At 63.1% G+C, this 17,184-nt stretch carries 14 protein-coding genes; 10 read left to right on the forward strand and 4 right to left on the reverse strand.

Going from position 1 to position 17,184, the window contains the following annotated elements:
• The first annotated feature begins 8 nt into the window (after positions 1 to 8).
• From folP to ppk1, 3 genes are all read left to right on the forward strand, one after another.
• The gene (gene folP, locus FSY59_RS22995) at positions 9 to 857 is read left to right on the forward strand and encodes a dihydropteroate synthase (protein WP_043373932.1); all 849 of its coding nucleotides are present in this window, start codon (positions 9 to 11) and stop codon (positions 855 to 857) included.
• Positions 858 to 893: 36 nt separating this feature from the next.
• A complete protein-coding gene (gene glmM / locus FSY59_RS23000) occupies positions 894 to 2,228 on the forward strand; it encodes a phosphoglucosamine mutase (protein WP_148729752.1) in 1,335 nt (444 codons plus the stop codon).
• A 475-nt stretch (positions 2,229 to 2,703) separates the two neighbouring features.
• Positions 2,704 to 4,770, forward strand: coding sequence for a polyphosphate kinase 1 (gene ppk1 / locus FSY59_RS23005; protein ID WP_148729788.1), 2,067 nt, complete (start codon positions 2,704 to 2,706; stop codon positions 4,768 to 4,770).
• Positions 4,771 to 4,945: 175 nt separating this feature from the next.
• Here ppk1 and FSY59_RS23010 read toward each other — a convergent pair whose 3' ends face one another.
• Entirely contained in the window at positions 4,946 to 6,427 is a 1,482-nt protein-coding gene (locus FSY59_RS23010; protein WP_029158825.1) for a Ppx/GppA phosphatase family protein, read from the reverse strand.
• 456 nt (positions 6,428 to 6,883) lie between these two features.
• Here FSY59_RS23010 and pstS point away from each other — a divergent pair, with 456 nt between their 5' ends.
• From pstS to phoR, 7 genes are all read left to right on the forward strand, one after another.
• Complete coding sequence (pstS, locus tag FSY59_RS23015) at positions 6,884 to 7,915, forward strand: phosphate ABC transporter substrate-binding protein PstS (protein ID WP_003053449.1); 1,032 nt, start codon at positions 6,884 to 6,886, stop codon at positions 7,913 to 7,915.
• Positions 7,916 to 8,088: 173 nt separating this feature from the next.
• A complete protein-coding gene (gene pstC / locus FSY59_RS23020; RefSeq protein ID WP_003053450.1) occupies positions 8,089 to 9,027 on the forward strand; it encodes a phosphate ABC transporter permease subunit PstC in 939 nt (312 codons plus the stop codon).
• The gene (gene pstA, locus FSY59_RS23025) at positions 9,024 to 9,914 is read left to right on the forward strand and encodes a phosphate ABC transporter permease PstA (protein ID WP_003053451.1); all 891 of its coding nucleotides are present in this window, start codon (positions 9,024 to 9,026) and stop codon (positions 9,912 to 9,914) included. The genes pstC and pstA overlap by 4 nt, the downstream gene beginning before the upstream one ends.
• Positions 9,915 to 9,931: 17 nt before the next feature.
• Entirely contained in the window at positions 9,932 to 10,708 is a 777-nt protein-coding gene (gene pstB, locus FSY59_RS23030; protein WP_019044268.1) for a phosphate ABC transporter ATP-binding protein PstB, read from the forward strand.
• Between the two features lie 10 nt (positions 10,709 to 10,718).
• Complete coding sequence (gene phoU / locus FSY59_RS23035) at positions 10,719 to 11,420, forward strand: phosphate signaling complex protein PhoU (RefSeq protein WP_003053453.1); 702 nt, start codon at positions 10,719 to 10,721, stop codon at positions 11,418 to 11,420.
• Between the two features lie 18 nt (positions 11,421 to 11,438).
• Positions 11,439 to 12,134, forward strand: a complete 696-nt coding sequence (phoB, locus tag FSY59_RS23040) for a phosphate regulon transcriptional regulator PhoB (protein ID WP_003053455.1) — start codon at positions 11,439 to 11,441, stop codon at positions 12,132 to 12,134.
• Positions 12,135 to 12,221: 87 nt separating this feature from the next.
• Entirely contained in the window at positions 12,222 to 13,598 is a 1,377-nt protein-coding gene (gene phoR, locus FSY59_RS23045) for a phosphate regulon sensor histidine kinase PhoR (protein ID WP_034400399.1), read from the forward strand.
• On the opposite strand, the gene FSY59_RS23050 is transcribed toward phoR, so the two are convergent.
• The 3 genes from FSY59_RS23050 to FSY59_RS23060 form a co-directional block, all read right to left on the reverse strand.
• Complete coding sequence (locus FSY59_RS23050; RefSeq protein ID WP_148729753.1) at positions 13,592 to 14,968, reverse strand: MATE family efflux transporter; 1,377 nt, start codon at positions 14,966 to 14,968, stop codon at positions 13,592 to 13,594. The two genes, phoR and FSY59_RS23050, sit on opposite strands and share 7 nt — an antisense overlap.
• On the reverse strand, positions 14,965 to 16,692 hold the full coding sequence (locus tag FSY59_RS23055; protein WP_003053458.1) for a hypothetical protein: 1,728 nt from the start codon (positions 16,690 to 16,692) through the stop codon (positions 14,965 to 14,967). The genes FSY59_RS23050 and FSY59_RS23055 overlap by 4 nt, the downstream gene beginning before the upstream one ends.
• Before the next feature lie 173 nt (positions 16,693 to 16,865).
• Entirely contained in the window at positions 16,866 to 17,111 is a 246-nt protein-coding gene (locus FSY59_RS23060) for a type B 50S ribosomal protein L31 (RefSeq protein WP_003053459.1), read from the reverse strand.
• Positions 17,112 to 17,184 lie beyond the last annotated feature (73 nt).

Raw genomic sequence — 17,184 nt, forward strand, 5'->3', positions numbered from 1 at the left:
GAAGATCTATGTCGCAACAGTGGCAAACCTCGCGTTTTCTCTTGCAGCTCGACAAGCCCCAGGTCATGGGCATCGTGAATGTGACCCCGGATTCCTTTTCTGACGGCGGCAAGCATGCCGGGGTATCCCAGGCCATGGCCCATGCAGAGCTGCTGCTGGCACAGGGCGCGCATATTCTGGACATAGGCGGCGAATCCACCAGGCCGGGCTCACCCGCAGTCAGCCTGGAGGACGAGCTGGCACGTGTTCTGCCCGTGCTGCGCGAGGCCGTCAAGCTCGATGTGCCCATCTCCATCGATACCTACAAGCCCGAAGTCATGGTGGCAGCCCTGGATCTCGGGGCCGACATCATCAATGACATCTGGGCGCTGCGCCAGCCCGGCGCCTTCGAAGTGGTGAGCCGGCACGACAGCTGTGGGGTATGTCTGATGCATATGCACAAGACCCCGCAGGACATGCATCTGGAGCATATGCAGGGCAACGCCGTGGCGCAGGTGCGGGACTTTCTGCTGCAGGCGACGCAGCCCCTGCTCGACGCAGGCGTCGCACGCTCGCGCATCGCCTGGGACTACGGTATTGGCTTCGGCAAGAGCGTGGTACAAAATTTTGCCTTGCTTGCACATCAGCGTGAGCTGCTGGGCCTAGACTTCCCGCTGCTGGCAGGCTGGTCGCGCAAGGGTTCTCTGGGGCAGGTCAGCGGCCTGCCCGTGGATCAGCGCATGGTGCCCAGTGTGGCGGCGGCATTGCTGGCGGTCGAGCGAGGGGCCAGAATTGTGCGTGTCCACGACGTGAAGGACACGGTGGCCGCGCTGGCAGTCTGGCAGGCCATGCATGATGCGCAAGCACTGCAGGCCTGATGACAGAGTATTGAATCTAAAAAGGACAACGAAACTATGGCAAGACAGTACTTCGGCACCGACGGGATTCGCGGCACGGTGGGCAAGTCGCCCATCACGCCTGACTTTGCCCTGCGCCTGGCGCATGCCGTCGGGCGTGTGCTGCGCCGTACGCAAGAGCGTCCTCTGGTGCTGATCGGCAAGGACACCCGCATCTCCGGCTATATGCTGGAGAGCGCACTCGAATCGGGCTTCAACTCCGCTGGTGTCGATGTCATGCTGCTTGGCCCCCTGCCGACACCGGGCGTCGCCTATCTGACGCGTGCCCAGCGCGCCAGCCTGGGAGTGGTGATCAGTGCCAGCCACAACCCGTTCTACGACAACGGCATCAAGTTCTTCAGTGCCGAAGGCACCAAGCTGCCCGATTCCTGGGAAGAGGATGTGGAAGCCGCTCTCAAGGAAGACCCCGTCTGGGTGGACTCCGCCTCTCTGGGCAAGGCACGGCGCCTGGCCGATGCAGCCGGTCGCTACATCGAGTTCTGCAAAAGCACCTTCGATCACAGCCTGTCGCTGCGCGGTCTGAAGATCGTGGTGGACGGGGCCCATGGCGCGGCCTATCAGATCGCTCCCAAGGTCTTTCATGAGCTTGGTGCCAGCGTGCTGGAGATCGGCTGCTCCCCGGATGGCCTGAACATCAACGAGGGCGTGGGTGCGACCCATCCCGAGGCGCTGGTCAGGGCCGTGCGTGCCAACAATGCCGACTATGGCGTGGCACTGGACGGCGATGCCGACCGGCTGCAGCTGGTCGATGCGCAGGGCCGTCTCTACAACGGCGACGAGCTGCTCTATCTCATGGCGGCCGACCGTCTGGCGCGCGGCGATGCGGTGAGCGGCGTGGCCGGAACCCTGATGACCAATATGGCGGTGGAGCAGGCGCTCAAGGCGCAGGGCGTGGGCTTTGTGCGCGCCAAGGTCGGAGACCGCTATGTGCTGGAAGCACTCATTGCCAAGGGCTGGCAGCTGGGTGGCGAAAGCTCGGGCCATCTGCTGGCGCTGGACAAGCACACCACCGGCGACGGCCTGGTCAGTGCGCTGCAGGTGCTGCAGGCCTGCGTGCGCTCCAAAAAGACCATGGCCCAGTGGCTGGAGTCCGTGAAGCTGTTCCCCCAGGTCATGATCAATGTGCGCCTGCAGCCGGGACAGGACTGGAAAAGCAACGCCAAGCTCCCCGGCGAGCAGGCAGCTGTCGAGAAACTGCTGGGCAGCGACGGCCGCGTGCTGATCCGTCCCAGCGGTACCGAGCCCCTGGTGCGCGTCATGGTCGAGGCCAGAAGTGCGGACATGGCCAGCAACTGTGCCGAGCGTCTGGCCGAGGTGGTCAGGACCAGCTGACGCTGTTCAAGCCCGGGGTGGCTGTCATGAACAACGATGACAGTCATATTTTGGTCATGCAATTGTCATAAACCACCGGCAGACTGCGGGCATGCCCTCAGGGGCGCTTCAAGCTTTCGCAGGCTGCTGCCACATGTCCCAATCCGTACCTGGTTCCGATTCTTTCTTTTCCGCTTCCATCACTTCTTCTTCAGGGCAGGATTGCGCCGCAGCCTCGCAGGCCGGCAGTCAGTCGCAGGAGGCGGGGCCCGCATCCCTGGGGCTGGTGCATCTCTCGCTGGTGTCAGCAGCGGCAACAGTGGAGCAGGGCGGTTGCGTGAAGGGCGCTGCAGGCGAGCCGCCTGCAGTTGCGCAAGCCGCCGGCACCGGGCACCATGAGGTGCCCGGTGCCGTTTCCGACGCGGCCCCTGCGGCATCTTCCGTCCCTGCCAAAGCGCCGCGCCGACGCCGGGCGGCGTCCAAGAACGAGGTTGCCATGCCGCCTGTGATCGAGCCGACTCTGGAGCTGCTGGACCGCGATCAAAGCATTCTGGTCTTCAACGAGCGCGTGCTGAGCTGGGCCGAGCGCGAGGATGTGCCGCTGCTCGAGCGCCTGCGCTATCTGTGCATCGTGTCCTCCAATCTCGACGAGTGGTTCGAGGTGCGCTGCGCCCCTCATGTCTCGGCCGCCAAGGTGGGCGACGAGCAGGGCACCTACTCGCGTGCCAGCTTCGAGCGACTGATGACCACGGCCCATGGCCTGGTGGCCAAGCAGTATCAGCTCTACAACCAGGCCATCATTCCTGCGTTCGACAAGCATGCGATCCGCCTGGTCTCGCATGGCGAGCGCAGCGTGGCGCAGCGCAAATGGGTGCGCGAGTACTTCATGCGCGAGGTCCAGCCCCTGCTGATGCCGGTGGGCCTGGATCCGTCGCACCCCTTTCCGCAGGTCGCCAACAAGGCGCTGAATTTCATTGTGCGCCTCAACGGCGTGGATGCCTTCGGGCGCGCCAACGAGGTGGCCATCGTCAAGGTGCCGCGCGCCTTGCCGCGCCTGATCCGCCTGCCCGAGAAGATCTCGGGCAAGCAAAAGCTGTTCGTCAGCATCTCCAGCGTGGTGCGCGCCCACCTGGCCGAGCTGTTCCCCGGCCGGGAGGTGTCCGAGTTCTCCCAGTTCCGCGTCACCCGCCACTCCGATCTGGCCGTGGATGAGGACGATGTGGTGGATCTGCGCATGGCCTTGCGCCAGGGCCTGCACCACCGCCATTACGGCCAGGCCGTGCGCCTGGAAGTGTCTTCCTCATGCTCCGTGGTGCTCTCTGACCTGCTGCTGGAGCAATACGGCCTGCCTGCCGAGGCGCTGTTCCGCGTCAAGGGACCGGTCAATCTGGTGCGCCAGATGCAGCTGATCGATCTGGTCGACGACCCGGCCCTGCTGTTTCCCAAGTGGAAGCCGGCCTGGCCCACCCAGCTCGTGCCGGGCCGCTCCATCCTCGCGCAGATGCGCAAGAGCGACATCATCATCCATCAGCCCTTCGAGAGTTTCGACGGCGTGCTGGAGCTGCTGCGCGAGGCCGTCAACGACCCGCAGGTACTGGCCATCAAGCAGACCATCTACCGCACGGGTACCGACTCCGAGATCATGAGCCTGCTGGCCGAGGCCGTGAGCCGGGGCAAGGAAGTGCTGGCCGTGCTGGAGCTCAAGGCGCGCTTTGACGAAGAGGCCAACATCAACTGGGCGGAAAAGCTGGAATCGCTGGGCGTGCAGGTGGTGTATGGCGTGGTCGGTCTCAAGACCCACGCCAAGATGCTGCTGATCACGCGGCGCGAAAAGCGCAACAACCAGCTCAAGCGCTATGCCCATCTGTCCACGGGCAACTACAACGCTCGCAGCGCGCGTCTGTACACCGACATCAGCCAGCTGACCTGCAATGACGAGATCACGGCCGATATGGATGCGGTGTTCCGCCACCTCTCCAGCCACAACACCATGCCCAAGCTGCAAAAGCTGGTCATGGCACCCTTCCATCTGCAAAACCGCATGCTGGAGCTGATCGGCCTGGTGGCCGCCGCGGCGGCGCGGGGCGAGAAGGCGCGCATGGTGCTCAAGATGAATGCGCTGACCGACGAGCCGTTGATTCGCGCTCTGGTCGAAGCCGGTCGCAAGGGTGCGCAGATCGATCTCATCGTGCGCGGCTCCTGCATGCTGCCGGCCCAGCGCCCGGGCGTGACGGACAATATCCGCGTGCGCTCCATCATCGGCCGTTTCCTGGAGCATTCGCGCGTCTTCTACTTTGCCTGGGGCCAGGAAGAAGAGGTGCTGCTGTCCAGCGCCGACTGGATGAATCGCAATATGCTCAGCCGCGTGGAGCTGGCCTGGCCGGTGCTGGACAAAAAGCTGCGCCAGCGCGTGATTGACGAGTGCCTGGTGGCCTATCTGGGCGATGACCGCGATGCCTGGACGCTGGATGCTTCGGGCGCTTACCAGAAGCCCGAGCGTCCCCTGGAAGGCAAGGGGGCCCAGCAGGCGCTGATGGTGCGCTACGGCGACAAGAGCCTCTGAGTTATCAAATAAGGAGCTGATTGCGCTTGACAGTCAAGGATTTCAGATACTTTTCATGCTGAAATCATTATCTGACAAGCGCTTGCAGCTCTCTTTTTGAAGACCGAATGCAAAAAAAGGGACTGCCTCGCAGTCCCTTTGCCTTTGCCGTGCGGCGGCCGCATGGCCGGCCGCGTCAACGCAGCTGCAGCTTGAGGCTCCAGGGCGTCTTGCTCCAGGCCATGGCTTCCTCTTCCAGCAGGCGCGCGGATTGCGGATAGGTCAGCATCCAGCCCGAAGGGGTGGAGAACTTGCATTCCGAACCCGAGCGCTTGATCTGCATGCCCTTCATGTCCGGCTCGCGGCGGGTGTGGCACAGCTGCACGGCAATGCGCAGCGCCATCAGCGGCAGGGCCAGCTGGGGCTCCTCGATGGCGTCCTCCAGCTTGCGCAGCTTGCCCTGGTGGCCCAGCACCAGCTGGCAGATGCGCTGGCGCAGCTCCGGCTCCCAGGTGGCCAGGCCGCAATGCTCGACAATGTAGGCACCGTGGCGGTGGTAGTTGCTCAGGGCCACACGCATGCCGACCTCATGCAGCTGCGCAGCAATGGCCAGGGCCTGCGCGCTCTGCGCCGCCGTTTCGGCAGGCAGGATCTGCTGATACAGCTCGGTGGCAATACGCTGCACGCGCAAGGCATGAGGGGCATCCACGCCGAAGTCCAGTTGCAGGGCGCTGATTTCTGCGGCCTCCTTGTCGGCAGGAGGCTCGTGATCGAGCAGGTCGTGCAGGGCCCCCTGGCGCAGCGCTCCCTGGGCGACTTCGAGCTCGGTGATGCCGAGCAGGTCGACTACGGCCATCATCACGCTGATGCCGCCCGCGACCACGGGGCGGCGATCTTCCTTGAGGCCCGGCATGCGCAGGCGGTCCACATGGCCGATGTCCAGCAGCATCTCGTAGAGGTGGCGCAGCTTGGCGGGAGTAATCACCTGTCCGTCCAGGCCCTGGGCCGTGAGGGCGTCGGCCACGGCATTGGCCGTGCCGGAAGAGGCGTAGGCGCAGTCCCAGGCCGTGCCCGGGTAGGCGAACTGGGCCTGGGCCAGGCATTGCTTGGCGGCAGCAACGGCGGCCTGGAAGTTGGCCTTGTTCAAGGCCCCATCGCTGAAGAAGCGGCTGCTCCAGGAGACGCTGCCCAGCGCATACGATGCCACCTGCAGCGGCTGGCTGTGCTGGCCGATGATGATCTCGGTGGAGCGCCCGCCAATGTCGATGACCAGGCGTTTTTGCTGGCTCGGCGGCAACGAGCTGGCCACGCCGCGATAGATCAGCCGGGCTTCTTCCTCGCCGGCAATGACTTCGATGGGAAAGCCCAGCAGCTGGCTGCCATGCGTCACGAATTCGTCGGCGTTCAGGGCCTCGCGCAGGGTCTGGGTGGCGACGGCGCGGACATGTGAGGCATCGAAGCCCCTGAGGCGCTCGCCGAAGCGCGCCAGGCAGTCCCAGCCTCGCTCCATGGCTTCGCGCGAGAGTTCCTGGCGCGAGTTCAGACCGTTGCCCTGGCGCACGGTTTCCTTGAGGTATTCCACACGCTCTATGCGTTGATGCGAGCCGATGCGGCCTATTTCAAGGCGAAAACTGTTGGAGCCAAGGTCTACGGCGGCAAGCAGCGATTCTGGAGCCATTTCTGAGCCAATCAATGCGTTGTTGTTATGCGGGTTGGGGCACGAGTGGAGCATGAGCGTGAAGGAGCTTACGACACATGCATCGGGCAGTGGAATATGCAATATGCGCCGTCATCGGGCTATCAGGGGGCAAAGTTCAGCCTATGCCAAGTCAGGTATTTGCAGGTATTGCCGGCCCTTGCCACCGCTGAGGGGTGCTCACGCTGTGTGACAGACTATGTCATACATTGCCAGCGCCCCGGCATCGGCCTTGCGACAAGCTGTTACCTGTGGTTTCACTCGGGGACCGGGTATGCAGGTCAAGGCTCAGCAGTTTGCGAATGAAATATGACAATCACATGACCGGATCGAGCGTCTTTCACTCGGTTGCGCCTTGAAATTTTCATGTCACGACGCTGTCATAAAAGGTTTTTAAAGTCCACTCCATCGAATCTTTCAACCCTAAGAGGTCGTTTCATGAAGTTGTCCTTGATTCACGTTCTGGTAGCTGGTGCTCTGTCTGCCGCGGGTATTGCCAACGCCAGCCAGGAAGCTACGGGTGCCGGTGCGAGCTTCCCGGCTCCTCTGTATTCCAAGTGGGCTGCTGACTATAACAAGGCCACTGGCGTCAAGATTAACTATCAGTCCGTTGGCTCCAGTGCCGGCGTCAAGCAGATCGATGCCAAGACCGTGGACTTCGGCGCCTCGGACGCTCCCCTGACCGATGAAGAGCTGAAGAAGAAGGGCCTGCTGCAGTTCCCCACCGTGATCGGCGGCATTGTTCCCGTGGTCAACATCAAGGGCGTGGCTCCCGGTCAGCTGAAGCTGTCGGGCCAGGTGCTGGGCGACATCTACCTGGGCAAGATCACCAAGTGGAGCGATCCCGCCGTTGTCGCTCTGAACCCCGGCGTGGCGCTGCCTGATGCCGCCATCGCTCCCGTGCGCCGCGCCGACGGCTCCGGCACCACCTTCGGCTTCACCAACTACCTCTCCAAGGTCAACGCCGAGTGGAAGGACAAGGTCGGCGAAGGCACGGCCGTGAACTGGCCCACCGGTGCCGGCGGCAAGGGCAACGAAGGCGTTGCCGCCTTTGTGGGCCGTCTGCCCAACTCCATCGGCTACGTCGAGTACGCCTATGTCAAGCAGAACAAGCTGACCTACACACAGCTGCAGAACAAGGAAGGCGCTTTCGTCTCTCCTGACGACGATACCTTCAAGGCTGCCGCTGCTGGCGCCGACTGGGCCAAGAGCTTCTACCAGATCCTGACCAATCAGCCCGGCAAGAGCGCCTGGCCCATCACCTCGGCCACCTTCATCCTGATGCACAAGACCCAGGATAAGCCCGCCCAGGCCGCCACTTCGCTGAAGTTCTTCGAGTGGGCCTACAAGCAAGGTGACAAGACTGCTGCCGATCTGGACTACGTGCCCATGCCCGACTCCGTCAAGAACGTGATCTACAAGTCCTGGAACGACATCAAGGACACTTCGGGCAAGGTTGTTGCCAAGTAATCTCGTGTAATCAGTGAGCAGCGGACTGCCGTGCCGGACGGCATCTCCGCTGCTTGTTTCAACCCTTTGCGAATAAAGGCGCTCACGTGTCCACTACGTCGCCCTCCAGTTCGCTGGCTGCTGCCTCCACCGATGCCGCCAAGCGACGCTCTCCTTCTCCGCCACGTGCTCCGATGATCTCGGGACGTATGGCGGATCGTTTGTTTGGTGGCCTGGCATGCGGTGCAGCGATTCTGACGCTGGCGCTGCTGGTGGCCATCATGGGTTCGCTGATCGTCGGTGCCTGGCCCGCCATTGCGGAATATGGCCTGGGCTTTCTGACCAGCAGTGTCTGGGACCCCGTCCAGAATCAGTACGGCGGCCTGGTCATGATTTACGGCACGCTGGCCACGTCGGCCATCGCACTCCTCATTGCCGTGCCCGTGAGCTTCGGCATTGCCCTGTTTCTGACGGAACTCTCGCCCGCCTGGCTCAAGCGCCCCCTGGGCACCGCCATCGAGCTGCTGGCCGCAGTTCCCTCCATCGTCTACGGCATGTGGGGTCTGATGGTGTTCGGCCCCGTGCTGGCCACCTATGTGCAGCAGCCGCTGCAGAACCTGCTGAGCGGCGTGCCCTATCTGGGGGCTTTTGTCTCCGGGCCTCCCGTCGGTATCGGCATTCTGTCGGCCGGCATCATCCTGGCCATCATGATCATCCCCTTCATCGCCTCGGTGATGCGCGATGTGTTCGAGGTCACGCCGGCGCTGCTCAAGGAGTCGGCCTACGGCCTGGGCTCCACGACCTGGGAAGTGGTCTGGAAGGTGGTGCTGCCCTATACCAAGACCGGTGTGCTGGGCGGCGTCATGCTGGGCCTGGGCCGTGCGCTGGGCGAGACCATGGCCGTGACCTTTGTGATCGGCAATATGAACCAGCTCAACTCGCTGTCCGTGTTCGAGGCTGCGAACAGCATCACCTCGGCCCTGGCCAATGAGTTTGCCGAAGCCGGCGAAGGCCTGCATCAGGCGTCGCTGATCTATCTGGGTCTGGTGCTGTTCTTCATCACCTTCGTGGTGCTGGCCCTGTCCAAGGTGCTGCTCAACCGCCTGCAGAAGAACGAAGGAGCCCGCTCATGAGCTCGACCTCTACCTCCGCCAAGATGCTTGATGCGGCCGACCTGGCTGCGGTGCGTCAGGCCAAGTACGACAGGCGTAAGCGCCTCAATCAGCTTGCGCTGACGCTGTCCATGGCCGCCATGCTGTTCGGTGTCTTCTGGCTGGTCTGGATTCTCTGGGAAACCATTCGCCAGGGCGTGGGCGGTCTGAACTTCGCCCTGTTTACGCAGATGACGCCTCCGCCCAACGAAGAGGGCGGCATTGCCAACGCCATCTGGGGCTCGCTGATGATCGTGACGCTGGCCACTTTTGTCGGCACTCCGATCGGCGTGATGGCCGGCGTCTATCTGGCCGAGTACGACAAGAAGAGCTGGCTGGCTTCCACCACGCGCTTCGTCAACGACATTCTGCTGTCGGCCCCCTCCATCGTCATCGGTCTGTTTGTCTACACCGTGGTGGTGGTGCGCTTCAAGAGCTTTTCCGGCATGGCCGGCGTGATCGCGCTGGCGCTGATCGTTATTCCCGTGGTCATCCGGACTACGGAAAACATGCTGGTGCTGGTGCCCGCCAGCCTGCGTGAAGCGGCGTATGCACTGGGCACGCCCAAGTGGAAGGTCATCATCATGGTGACCCTGCGTGCGGCCCGTGCCGGCGTGATCACCGGTGTGCTGCTGGCCGTGGCCCGTATCGCGGGCGAGACCGCTCCGCTGCTGTTCACGGCGCTGAACAACCAGTTCTGGAATGCCGACATGAGCAAGCCCATGGCCAGCCTGCCGGTGACCATCTTCAAATTTGCCATGAGCCCCTATGAGAACTGGCAGCAACTGGCCTGGGCCGGTGTGTTCCTCATCACGGTGGCTGTGCTGGGTCTGAATATCCTGGCGCGTTTCATCACCCGCCAGAAATAATTCCAAGGTTCAAGATCATGACTGCAACCATTGCTCCCGCCAACGTCAAGCTGGCCGTGCGCGACCTGAACTTCTATTACGGCAAGTTTCACGCGCTGAAAAACATCAATCTCGATATTCCCGAGAAGAAGGTCACGGCCTTCATCGGCCCCTCTGGCTGCGGCAAGTCCACGCTGCTGCGCACCTTCAACCGCATGTTCGAGCTCTATCCCGAGCAGCGCGCCGAAGGCCAGATCATGCTGGACGGCGACAATCTGCTGACCAGCAAGCAGGATGTGGCCCTGATCCGCGCCAAGGTCGGCATGGTGTTCCAGAAGCCCACGCCGTTTCCCATGTCCATCTATGACAACATCGCCTTCGGCGTGAAGCTGTTCGAGAATCTCAATGCCTCCGACATGGACGACCGCGTGGAGTGGGCCCTGCGCAAGGCGGCGCTGTGGAATGAAGTCAAGGACAAGCTGCAGCAAAGCGGCTCGGGTCTGTCGGGCGGCCAGCAGCAGCGTCTGTGCATCGCGCGCGGCATTGCCATCAAGCCCGAGGTGCTGCTGCTGGACGAGCCCTGCTCGGCGCTGGACCCCATCTCCACGTCCAAGATCGAAGAGCTGATTGCGGAACTGAAGAACGACTACACCGTGGTCATCGTGACCCACAACATGCAGCAGGCCGCCCGTTGCAGCGACTACACGGCCTATATGTACCTGGGGGACCTGGTGGAGTTCGGCGACACCGAAAAAATGTTCTTCAAGCCCCAGCGCAAGGAAACGGAAGACTACATCACAGGCCGCTTCGGCTAAGGACTCAAAAATGACAGAAAAACATTTGTCCACACAGTTCGATTCCGAACTCAATCGCGTCTCCGCCCGCGTCATGGAGCTGGGCGGTCTGGTCGAGTCTCAGATCAGCAATGCCGTCTATGCACTGACCAGCTTCAGCACCGACGCCGTGGAGCAGGTCATCAGCACCGAGCAGCGCGTCAATGCCATGGAAGTGGAGATCGACCATGAGCTGTCGTCCATCATTGCGCGCCGCCAACCCACGGCCCGCGACCTGCGCCTGCTGATCGCCTTCTCCAAGGCCACGGCCAATCTGGAGCGCATGGGCGACGAGGCCTGCAAGATGGCCCGCATGGTCAAGTCCATCATCGAAAGCGGTGCGGCCCGTTCGCTGCCCAGCGGCGAGCTGCGCATGGCTGCCCAGATGGCTTCCGAGCTGCTGCGCAAGACCCTGGATGCCTTTGCCCGCCTGGACACCAAGGCGGCGGTGGCCATCTTGCGCGAAGACGATCTGATCGACGAAGAGTTCGACGGCTTTGTGCGCAAGCTCATCACCTACATGATGGAAGATCCGCGCACCATCTCCGCCAGCCTGGACCTGCTGTTCCTGGCCAAGGCCATCGAGCGTATCGGCGACCACTCCAAGAACGTGGCCGAGCTGATCATCTACCTGGTCGAGGGCAAGGACGTGCGCCATCAGACCATGGCTGAAATCGAATCTGCGGTGTTGTAAGACGGAGGCTAGCCAGGGATGAAGAAGATGCCCATGGTCCTCATCGTGGAGGACGAACCTGCGATTGCAGAGTTGATCGCGGTCAATTTGAGGCATAACGGCTTCCAGCCCGTCTGGGCGGAAGACGGTGTGTCGGCGCAGCGCGAGCTTGATGCCGTGCTGCCCGATGTGATCTTGCTCGACTGGATGCTGCCCGGAGCCAGCGGCCTGTCGCTGGCCCGCAAATGGCGTGCCGACAGCCGCACCAAGGCCGTGCCCATTCTCATGCTGACGGCGCGTGGCGACGAGCCCGACAAGGTGGCGGGCCTGGATGCCGGAGCGGACGACTACATCACCAAGCCTTTCTCCACCCAGGAGCTGCTGGCCCGCATTCGCGCCGTGCTGCGCCGTCGCGCGCCGGAACAGGTGCAGGACAAGGTCAGCATCGGCGAGCTGGTGCTGGATGCCGCAGCCCATCGTGTGAGCTGGCAGGGCGATCTGCTCAAGATCGGACCCACCGAGTTCAAGCTGCTGAACTATCTGATGAAGCATCCCGAGCGCGTGCACAGCCGTGCGCAGCTGCTCGACAAGGTCTGGGGCGACCATGTCTTCATCGAAGAGCGCACGGTGGATGTGCACGTCAAGCGCCTGCGCGAATCGCTGGGCGTGGCCGGTGTTCTGATTGAAACCGTTCGCGGCGCAGGTTACCGTTTCAGCGCTCAGGCCATGGCCTGACAGCACTTCCCCCAAAACCTCGGCCCGGTCTGGCTGGGTCGACAAAAATCACAACTGAAAGCAAATATGGGGTGGCGTGGTTTTCGATTGTTGGCCTCTCAGATCGCGGCAGCCATGGTGCTATGGCTGCTGTGGGCCTATCTGGTCGCACCCGATGCGACGGTGGGGCAGCAAACTGTGGCGGCCATGGCAGGTGCCTTGATAGGCGGCTGGATCTGGTGGCTGGTGGATAGCTGGAATGGCGCGCGCCTGCTGCGCTGGCTGCGCCAGTCGGAGCTGGGTGCCGTGCCCAACCTGGCGGGCATCTGGGGCGAAGCCGGTGTACGCATGCGCCGCTGGATTCGCCAGAGCGTGCAGCAGGTGCAGCAGGGCGATCAGCGGCTCAACGATATCTTGTCGGCCCTGCAGGCCAGTCCCAATGGCGTGGTGCTGCTCGATGCACAGGGGCGCATCGAATGGTGCAACCAGATTGCGGCCAAGCAGTTCGGCTTCGACGCCGAGCGCGACGTGCTGCAAAGCATAGGCAACCTAGTGCGCAATCCCCAGTTCAGTGCCTATTTCGTGGCGCAGGACTTCACCCACGATCTGGTCATGCAGGGGCGCGAAAGCACGCCTTCGCGACCGGTCAAGCTGTCGGTTCAGCTCTACGGTTATGGCGAGGGACGCAAGCTGCTGCTGGCGCGCGATGTGACGGCGCTGGAGCAGGCCGAAGCCATGCGCCGCGACTTCGTGGCCAATGTCTCGCATGAAATCCGCACGCCGCTGACGGTGCTGGCCGGTTTTGTGGAAACGCTGCAGAACCTGCCGCTGGAGGAGGCCGAGCGCAATCGCTATCTGGAGCTGATGGCCCAGCAGGCCGAGCGCATGCAGCATCTGGTGGAGGACTTGCTGACCTTGTCGCGTCTGGAGGGCAGCCCGCTGCCCGGCAACAACGACTGGGTCTCGGTGGCGCAGTTGCTCACTCGCTGCGAGAACGAGGCGCGCGGTCTCTCCAATGCCTTGACGCGCAAGCAGTCCAAGCCCCATGTGCTGAACTTTCCCGACGAGCAGGTGCTCAGGCAGGCCGGAGAGCTGGCAGGCGCCAGCGCGGAGCTGCACAGCGCGTTCTCCAATCTGCTGGCCAATGCCATGCGCTACACGCCTGCCGGTGGGCAGATCGATGTGCGCTGGCAATTGCTGCCCGACGGTTCGGCCCGCTTTGCCGTCAAGGACTCCGGCCCCGGCATCGATGAAAGGCATGTGTCGCGCCTGACGGAGCGCTTCTATCGCGTGGACCGCAGCCGCTCACGCGACACTGGCGGCACCGGCCTGGGACTGGCCATCGTCAAGCATGTGCTGCAGCGCCATGGTGCCAAGCTCAGCATCGAGAGCGAGCTGGGCAAGGGCTCGGAGTTCGCTGTGACTTTTCCGCCTGGCCGTGTGCGGGCCGTGACCGAGGTGCCGGTCAAGACGCTGTCTCATTGAGTGCTTCGGGGGCTGGTCTGGGGCTTGGGAGGTCGTATGGTTTTGTGCAGGATGGTGCTGAATGCCAGGGCCGTGACCAGCAGGGCGGCCGCGCTGCAGATCCACAAGGGCATGGGCGTGGCCTGCCAGTCCTGCCAGCCGGGAGCGGCCTGCCACCGGTAGGTCAGCCAGTAGCCAAGGCCCAGGCCGCCGCCCCAGAGCAGCAGGCAATAAATCACCAGAGGCGCCACGGTCACGCGGTAGCAGCGCAGCACGAAAATGCAGTAGGTCTGCACGCAGTCCGCCACATGGTATGCGGCCACGCAGATCAGCAGCCAGGACGTCATGGCCAGTACCTGCGGGGAGTCGGTATAGATGTCTGCAATCCAGCTGCGAGCAACGAACAAGGTGGCAGCTGTCGCCATGCCTATCATCAGCGCAAGCTTGAAACACTGCTGAATCAGCGTTCTGGCCTGGACTTCATCGCCTGCGCCGCGCCAGTAGCTGACGCGGGCACTGGTGGCAATGGCCAGGGACAGCGGCACCATATAGCAGATGGCGGCCAGATTGGCGGCAATCTGGTGGCTGGCGGACGAGAGCGGGCCCTGTCTTGCCACATACAGGGCCATGAGCGTAAAGGAGGTGACTTCCACCAGAATGGCCAGACCCGCAGGAATGCCAAGGCGGCAGAAACGGCCCAGCTGCCGCCAGTCAGGGGGCTCCAGCTTCTGCCACAGCGCCAGCGGCGCATAGAAATCCTGGGTACGCATCAGCCACAGGGCCACGGCAAACATGGTGTAGTTGACCAGCAGCGTGGCCAGGGCGCAGCCCACGGCTCCAAGGGGAGCGAGGCCCAGGCCGCCAAAGGTGAACCAGACGGACAAGGGGATTTTGATCAGCAGCGAGATGAGCTGCAGCCAGGTGACCAGCTTGGGGTGGCCCAGCGCCTGGTTGAGTGCACTGTAGATGCGAAACAGCAGCGCCGGAGGCAGCCCCCAGGCCAGCACGGCGAGATAGCGCTTGACCTCCAGCTGCAGCGCATCGGGCACATCGGTCCAGCGCAGCAGCGCGTCAGGCATGAGCAGCACTGCCATCCCCAGCACGCAGGCCGTGGCACACAGATACATGGACTGGCGCAGCGAATGCCCTATGGCCCGGGGCCGGCCGGCGCCGCGCTGCTCGGACCACAGGGGCAAAAGAGCCTGAAAAATGCCCATCAGCGAGGCATAGACGCTGATGAAAATGGCCGAGCCCACGGACAGGGCTGCGACGGCCTCGTTGGAATAACGACTGGCGACGATGGTATCGGTGGTGCCGAAGGCCATGACGGCCAGCTGGCCGGCCAGCACGGTACCGGCATGGCGGCCTATGTACTGCAGCTCGCCCTTCATGGCGCGGCTTTGGGGCCGGTGTACTTGAGCAGAACCAGAACTTCCTTCTGACCGGCCAGACGGGTGATGCGGCTGACCTCGCTCCAGCCCTGGCGCAGCTTGCGATTGTGGTCGCCCGCCCAGCGGTCTGCATCGACCAGTGCCCAGCCGCAGTCGCGGGGATCGCTGCGGCGCAGCAGTGCCGTATCCACATGGGTGTAGTAGCGCACGGCCGCAATCTGCGAGCGGCCCAGGCCATAGGTCAGCACGCAGCTTGTGGCGCCGCTTTGCCTGAGCTCGCCGTCCAGCTGCGTCATCTGGAACTGATAGCTGCGAGCATGGTCCAGCGGCTCCATCCAGAGCGTGGACAACAACACCCAGCTCAGCGTGGCACCACCGGCCGGCAGCACCAGGCTCTTCCAGATGGCTGCGCGGTTGCGCGAGGTGCGCCAGACCACCAGCGCAAACCAGCCGGCAGTGGCGACGAGTGCCACGATGACCGTGGGCCAGGAGATGCTGGCTTCAAACTGCGGGGCAAGGCGTGCAATATTGGCGGCGATCTTGGGCGGAAATCCGGTCTGAAATGCCAGCCAGACCACCCAGATGGCAATCGCGGATGCCGTAAAGAACAGCAGTGTGAACCAGTCGATCAGCGCGCTGATGCTGCGCCTAAAGGTGGGCAGGGCGAAGGCGGCCAGTGTGGCGATGGCAGGAAGTCCCAGCAGCAGGGCGCGATCGGCCGGCGTGCTGCTCAGGCAGGCGGCTACCGGGACGGTGGCAAACAGCAGGGCGATGGACAGATGCGGGTTGTGGCCGGGGTAGGCAATCTGGCGGCGCCAGACCCACAGAGTCCACAAAGCCAGGGGCCAGGCAGGCCAGCAGAACCACAACAGCAGCTGCAGCAGCGCGCTCCAGTCCTTGAGCGAGTCCACGAGATGCCAGACCCATTGATCCAGTGCGGTGGTCAGGCTGGCGGCCAGCACGGTGGCGGCCATCCAGGCTGCGGCCCAGATGCGTGCCTGGCGGTGTGAGCGGCCCGGATTGTCGCCCCAGCTGCGCTGGGTGAAGGCGATCACGCTGCCGCCCAGTCCGAACAGCACGGCAAGCGTGGGGGCGCCGCTCAGGGCCAGTCCCAGCAGGCCGAATATCAGTGCTGCCACTGACTTCCTCGGGTGATAGGCCATGGCTGCCGCTGCAAAGAACAGCAGCGTCGTGCAGCCCAGCTGGGTGACGTAGCTGGTGGTTTCATGCGAGAGCTGGGCCAGACCCAGGCAGGCAACCAGCGCCAGCAAGGCCGCATCGGCCATGGCGCGGGCGTAGTCGATCAGTTGCGCCTCTCCGCCAAAGGCGAAGGCTACGGGCTGCGCGCCAGGCGTGCGTGCCAGATAGTAGGCGCCCCACCAGGTGGCTGCCAGGGTCAGGATCAGCAAGGCGATGAACGGCAGGCGCGCCGCCATTTCAGCGCCGAGCAGCCACTCGAAGCCCAACAGGGACAAGGCGCCCAGCCAGTAGGGCAGCAGACCATCGATGCTGGGAGCCAGACCCGAAAGCGTGGGAGACAGCCAGTCGGTATGACCTAGCGCCAGCTCGCGCATATAGCCAAAGGCCTCCATGTCGTTGGAGCGCCAGGGGCCACGCATGACAAAGCCGGGAATCACATAGGCCAGGCACAGCAAAAGCAGGGCCCAGCGCGGCAGTCGGCGCACGGCGCTTTGGGCAACAATGGCAGGTGTGGGCTGGTTCACGCAATCAATCCGGTAGCGGCGGTGCGAGTCTGCACGGCCTGATCAGGCGAGAGCGCCCGGGTTCGGAGCGCTTGGTGCTCCGATGATAGGAGCATTGGGATGCCGCAGGGCAGCTCCCAAAAAGAAAAGGCAGCACGGTTGCCCGAGCTGCCTTTTCAGCAAAAAAGTAAGATTTACTTCTTGCCGAAGCGGTTGCGGAACTTCTCCACGCGGCCACCCATGTTGTCCACCGACTTTTGTGTGCCAGTGTAGAAGGGGTGCGATTCAGAAGTGGTATCCAGCTTGAACAGAGGGTACTCTTTACCTTCGAAGTTTTCGGTTTCCTTGGTGGAAACGCAAGAACGTGTCACGAACTTGAAGCCGTTGGACATGTCAACGAACAGAACTTCGCGGTAATTGGGGTGAATGCCTTCTTTCATGATCTTTCCTTTGGTCAAGTGCGGGAGCCGCACCAGCCTGTCCGGTGTACTTTCCGCATAAAAGCTCTCCATT

The sequence above is a fragment of the Comamonas sp. Z3 genome, from assembly GCF_008121565.1.
GTDB classification, from domain to species: Bacteria; Pseudomonadota; Gammaproteobacteria; order Burkholderiales; family Burkholderiaceae_C; genus Comamonas; species Comamonas brasiliensis.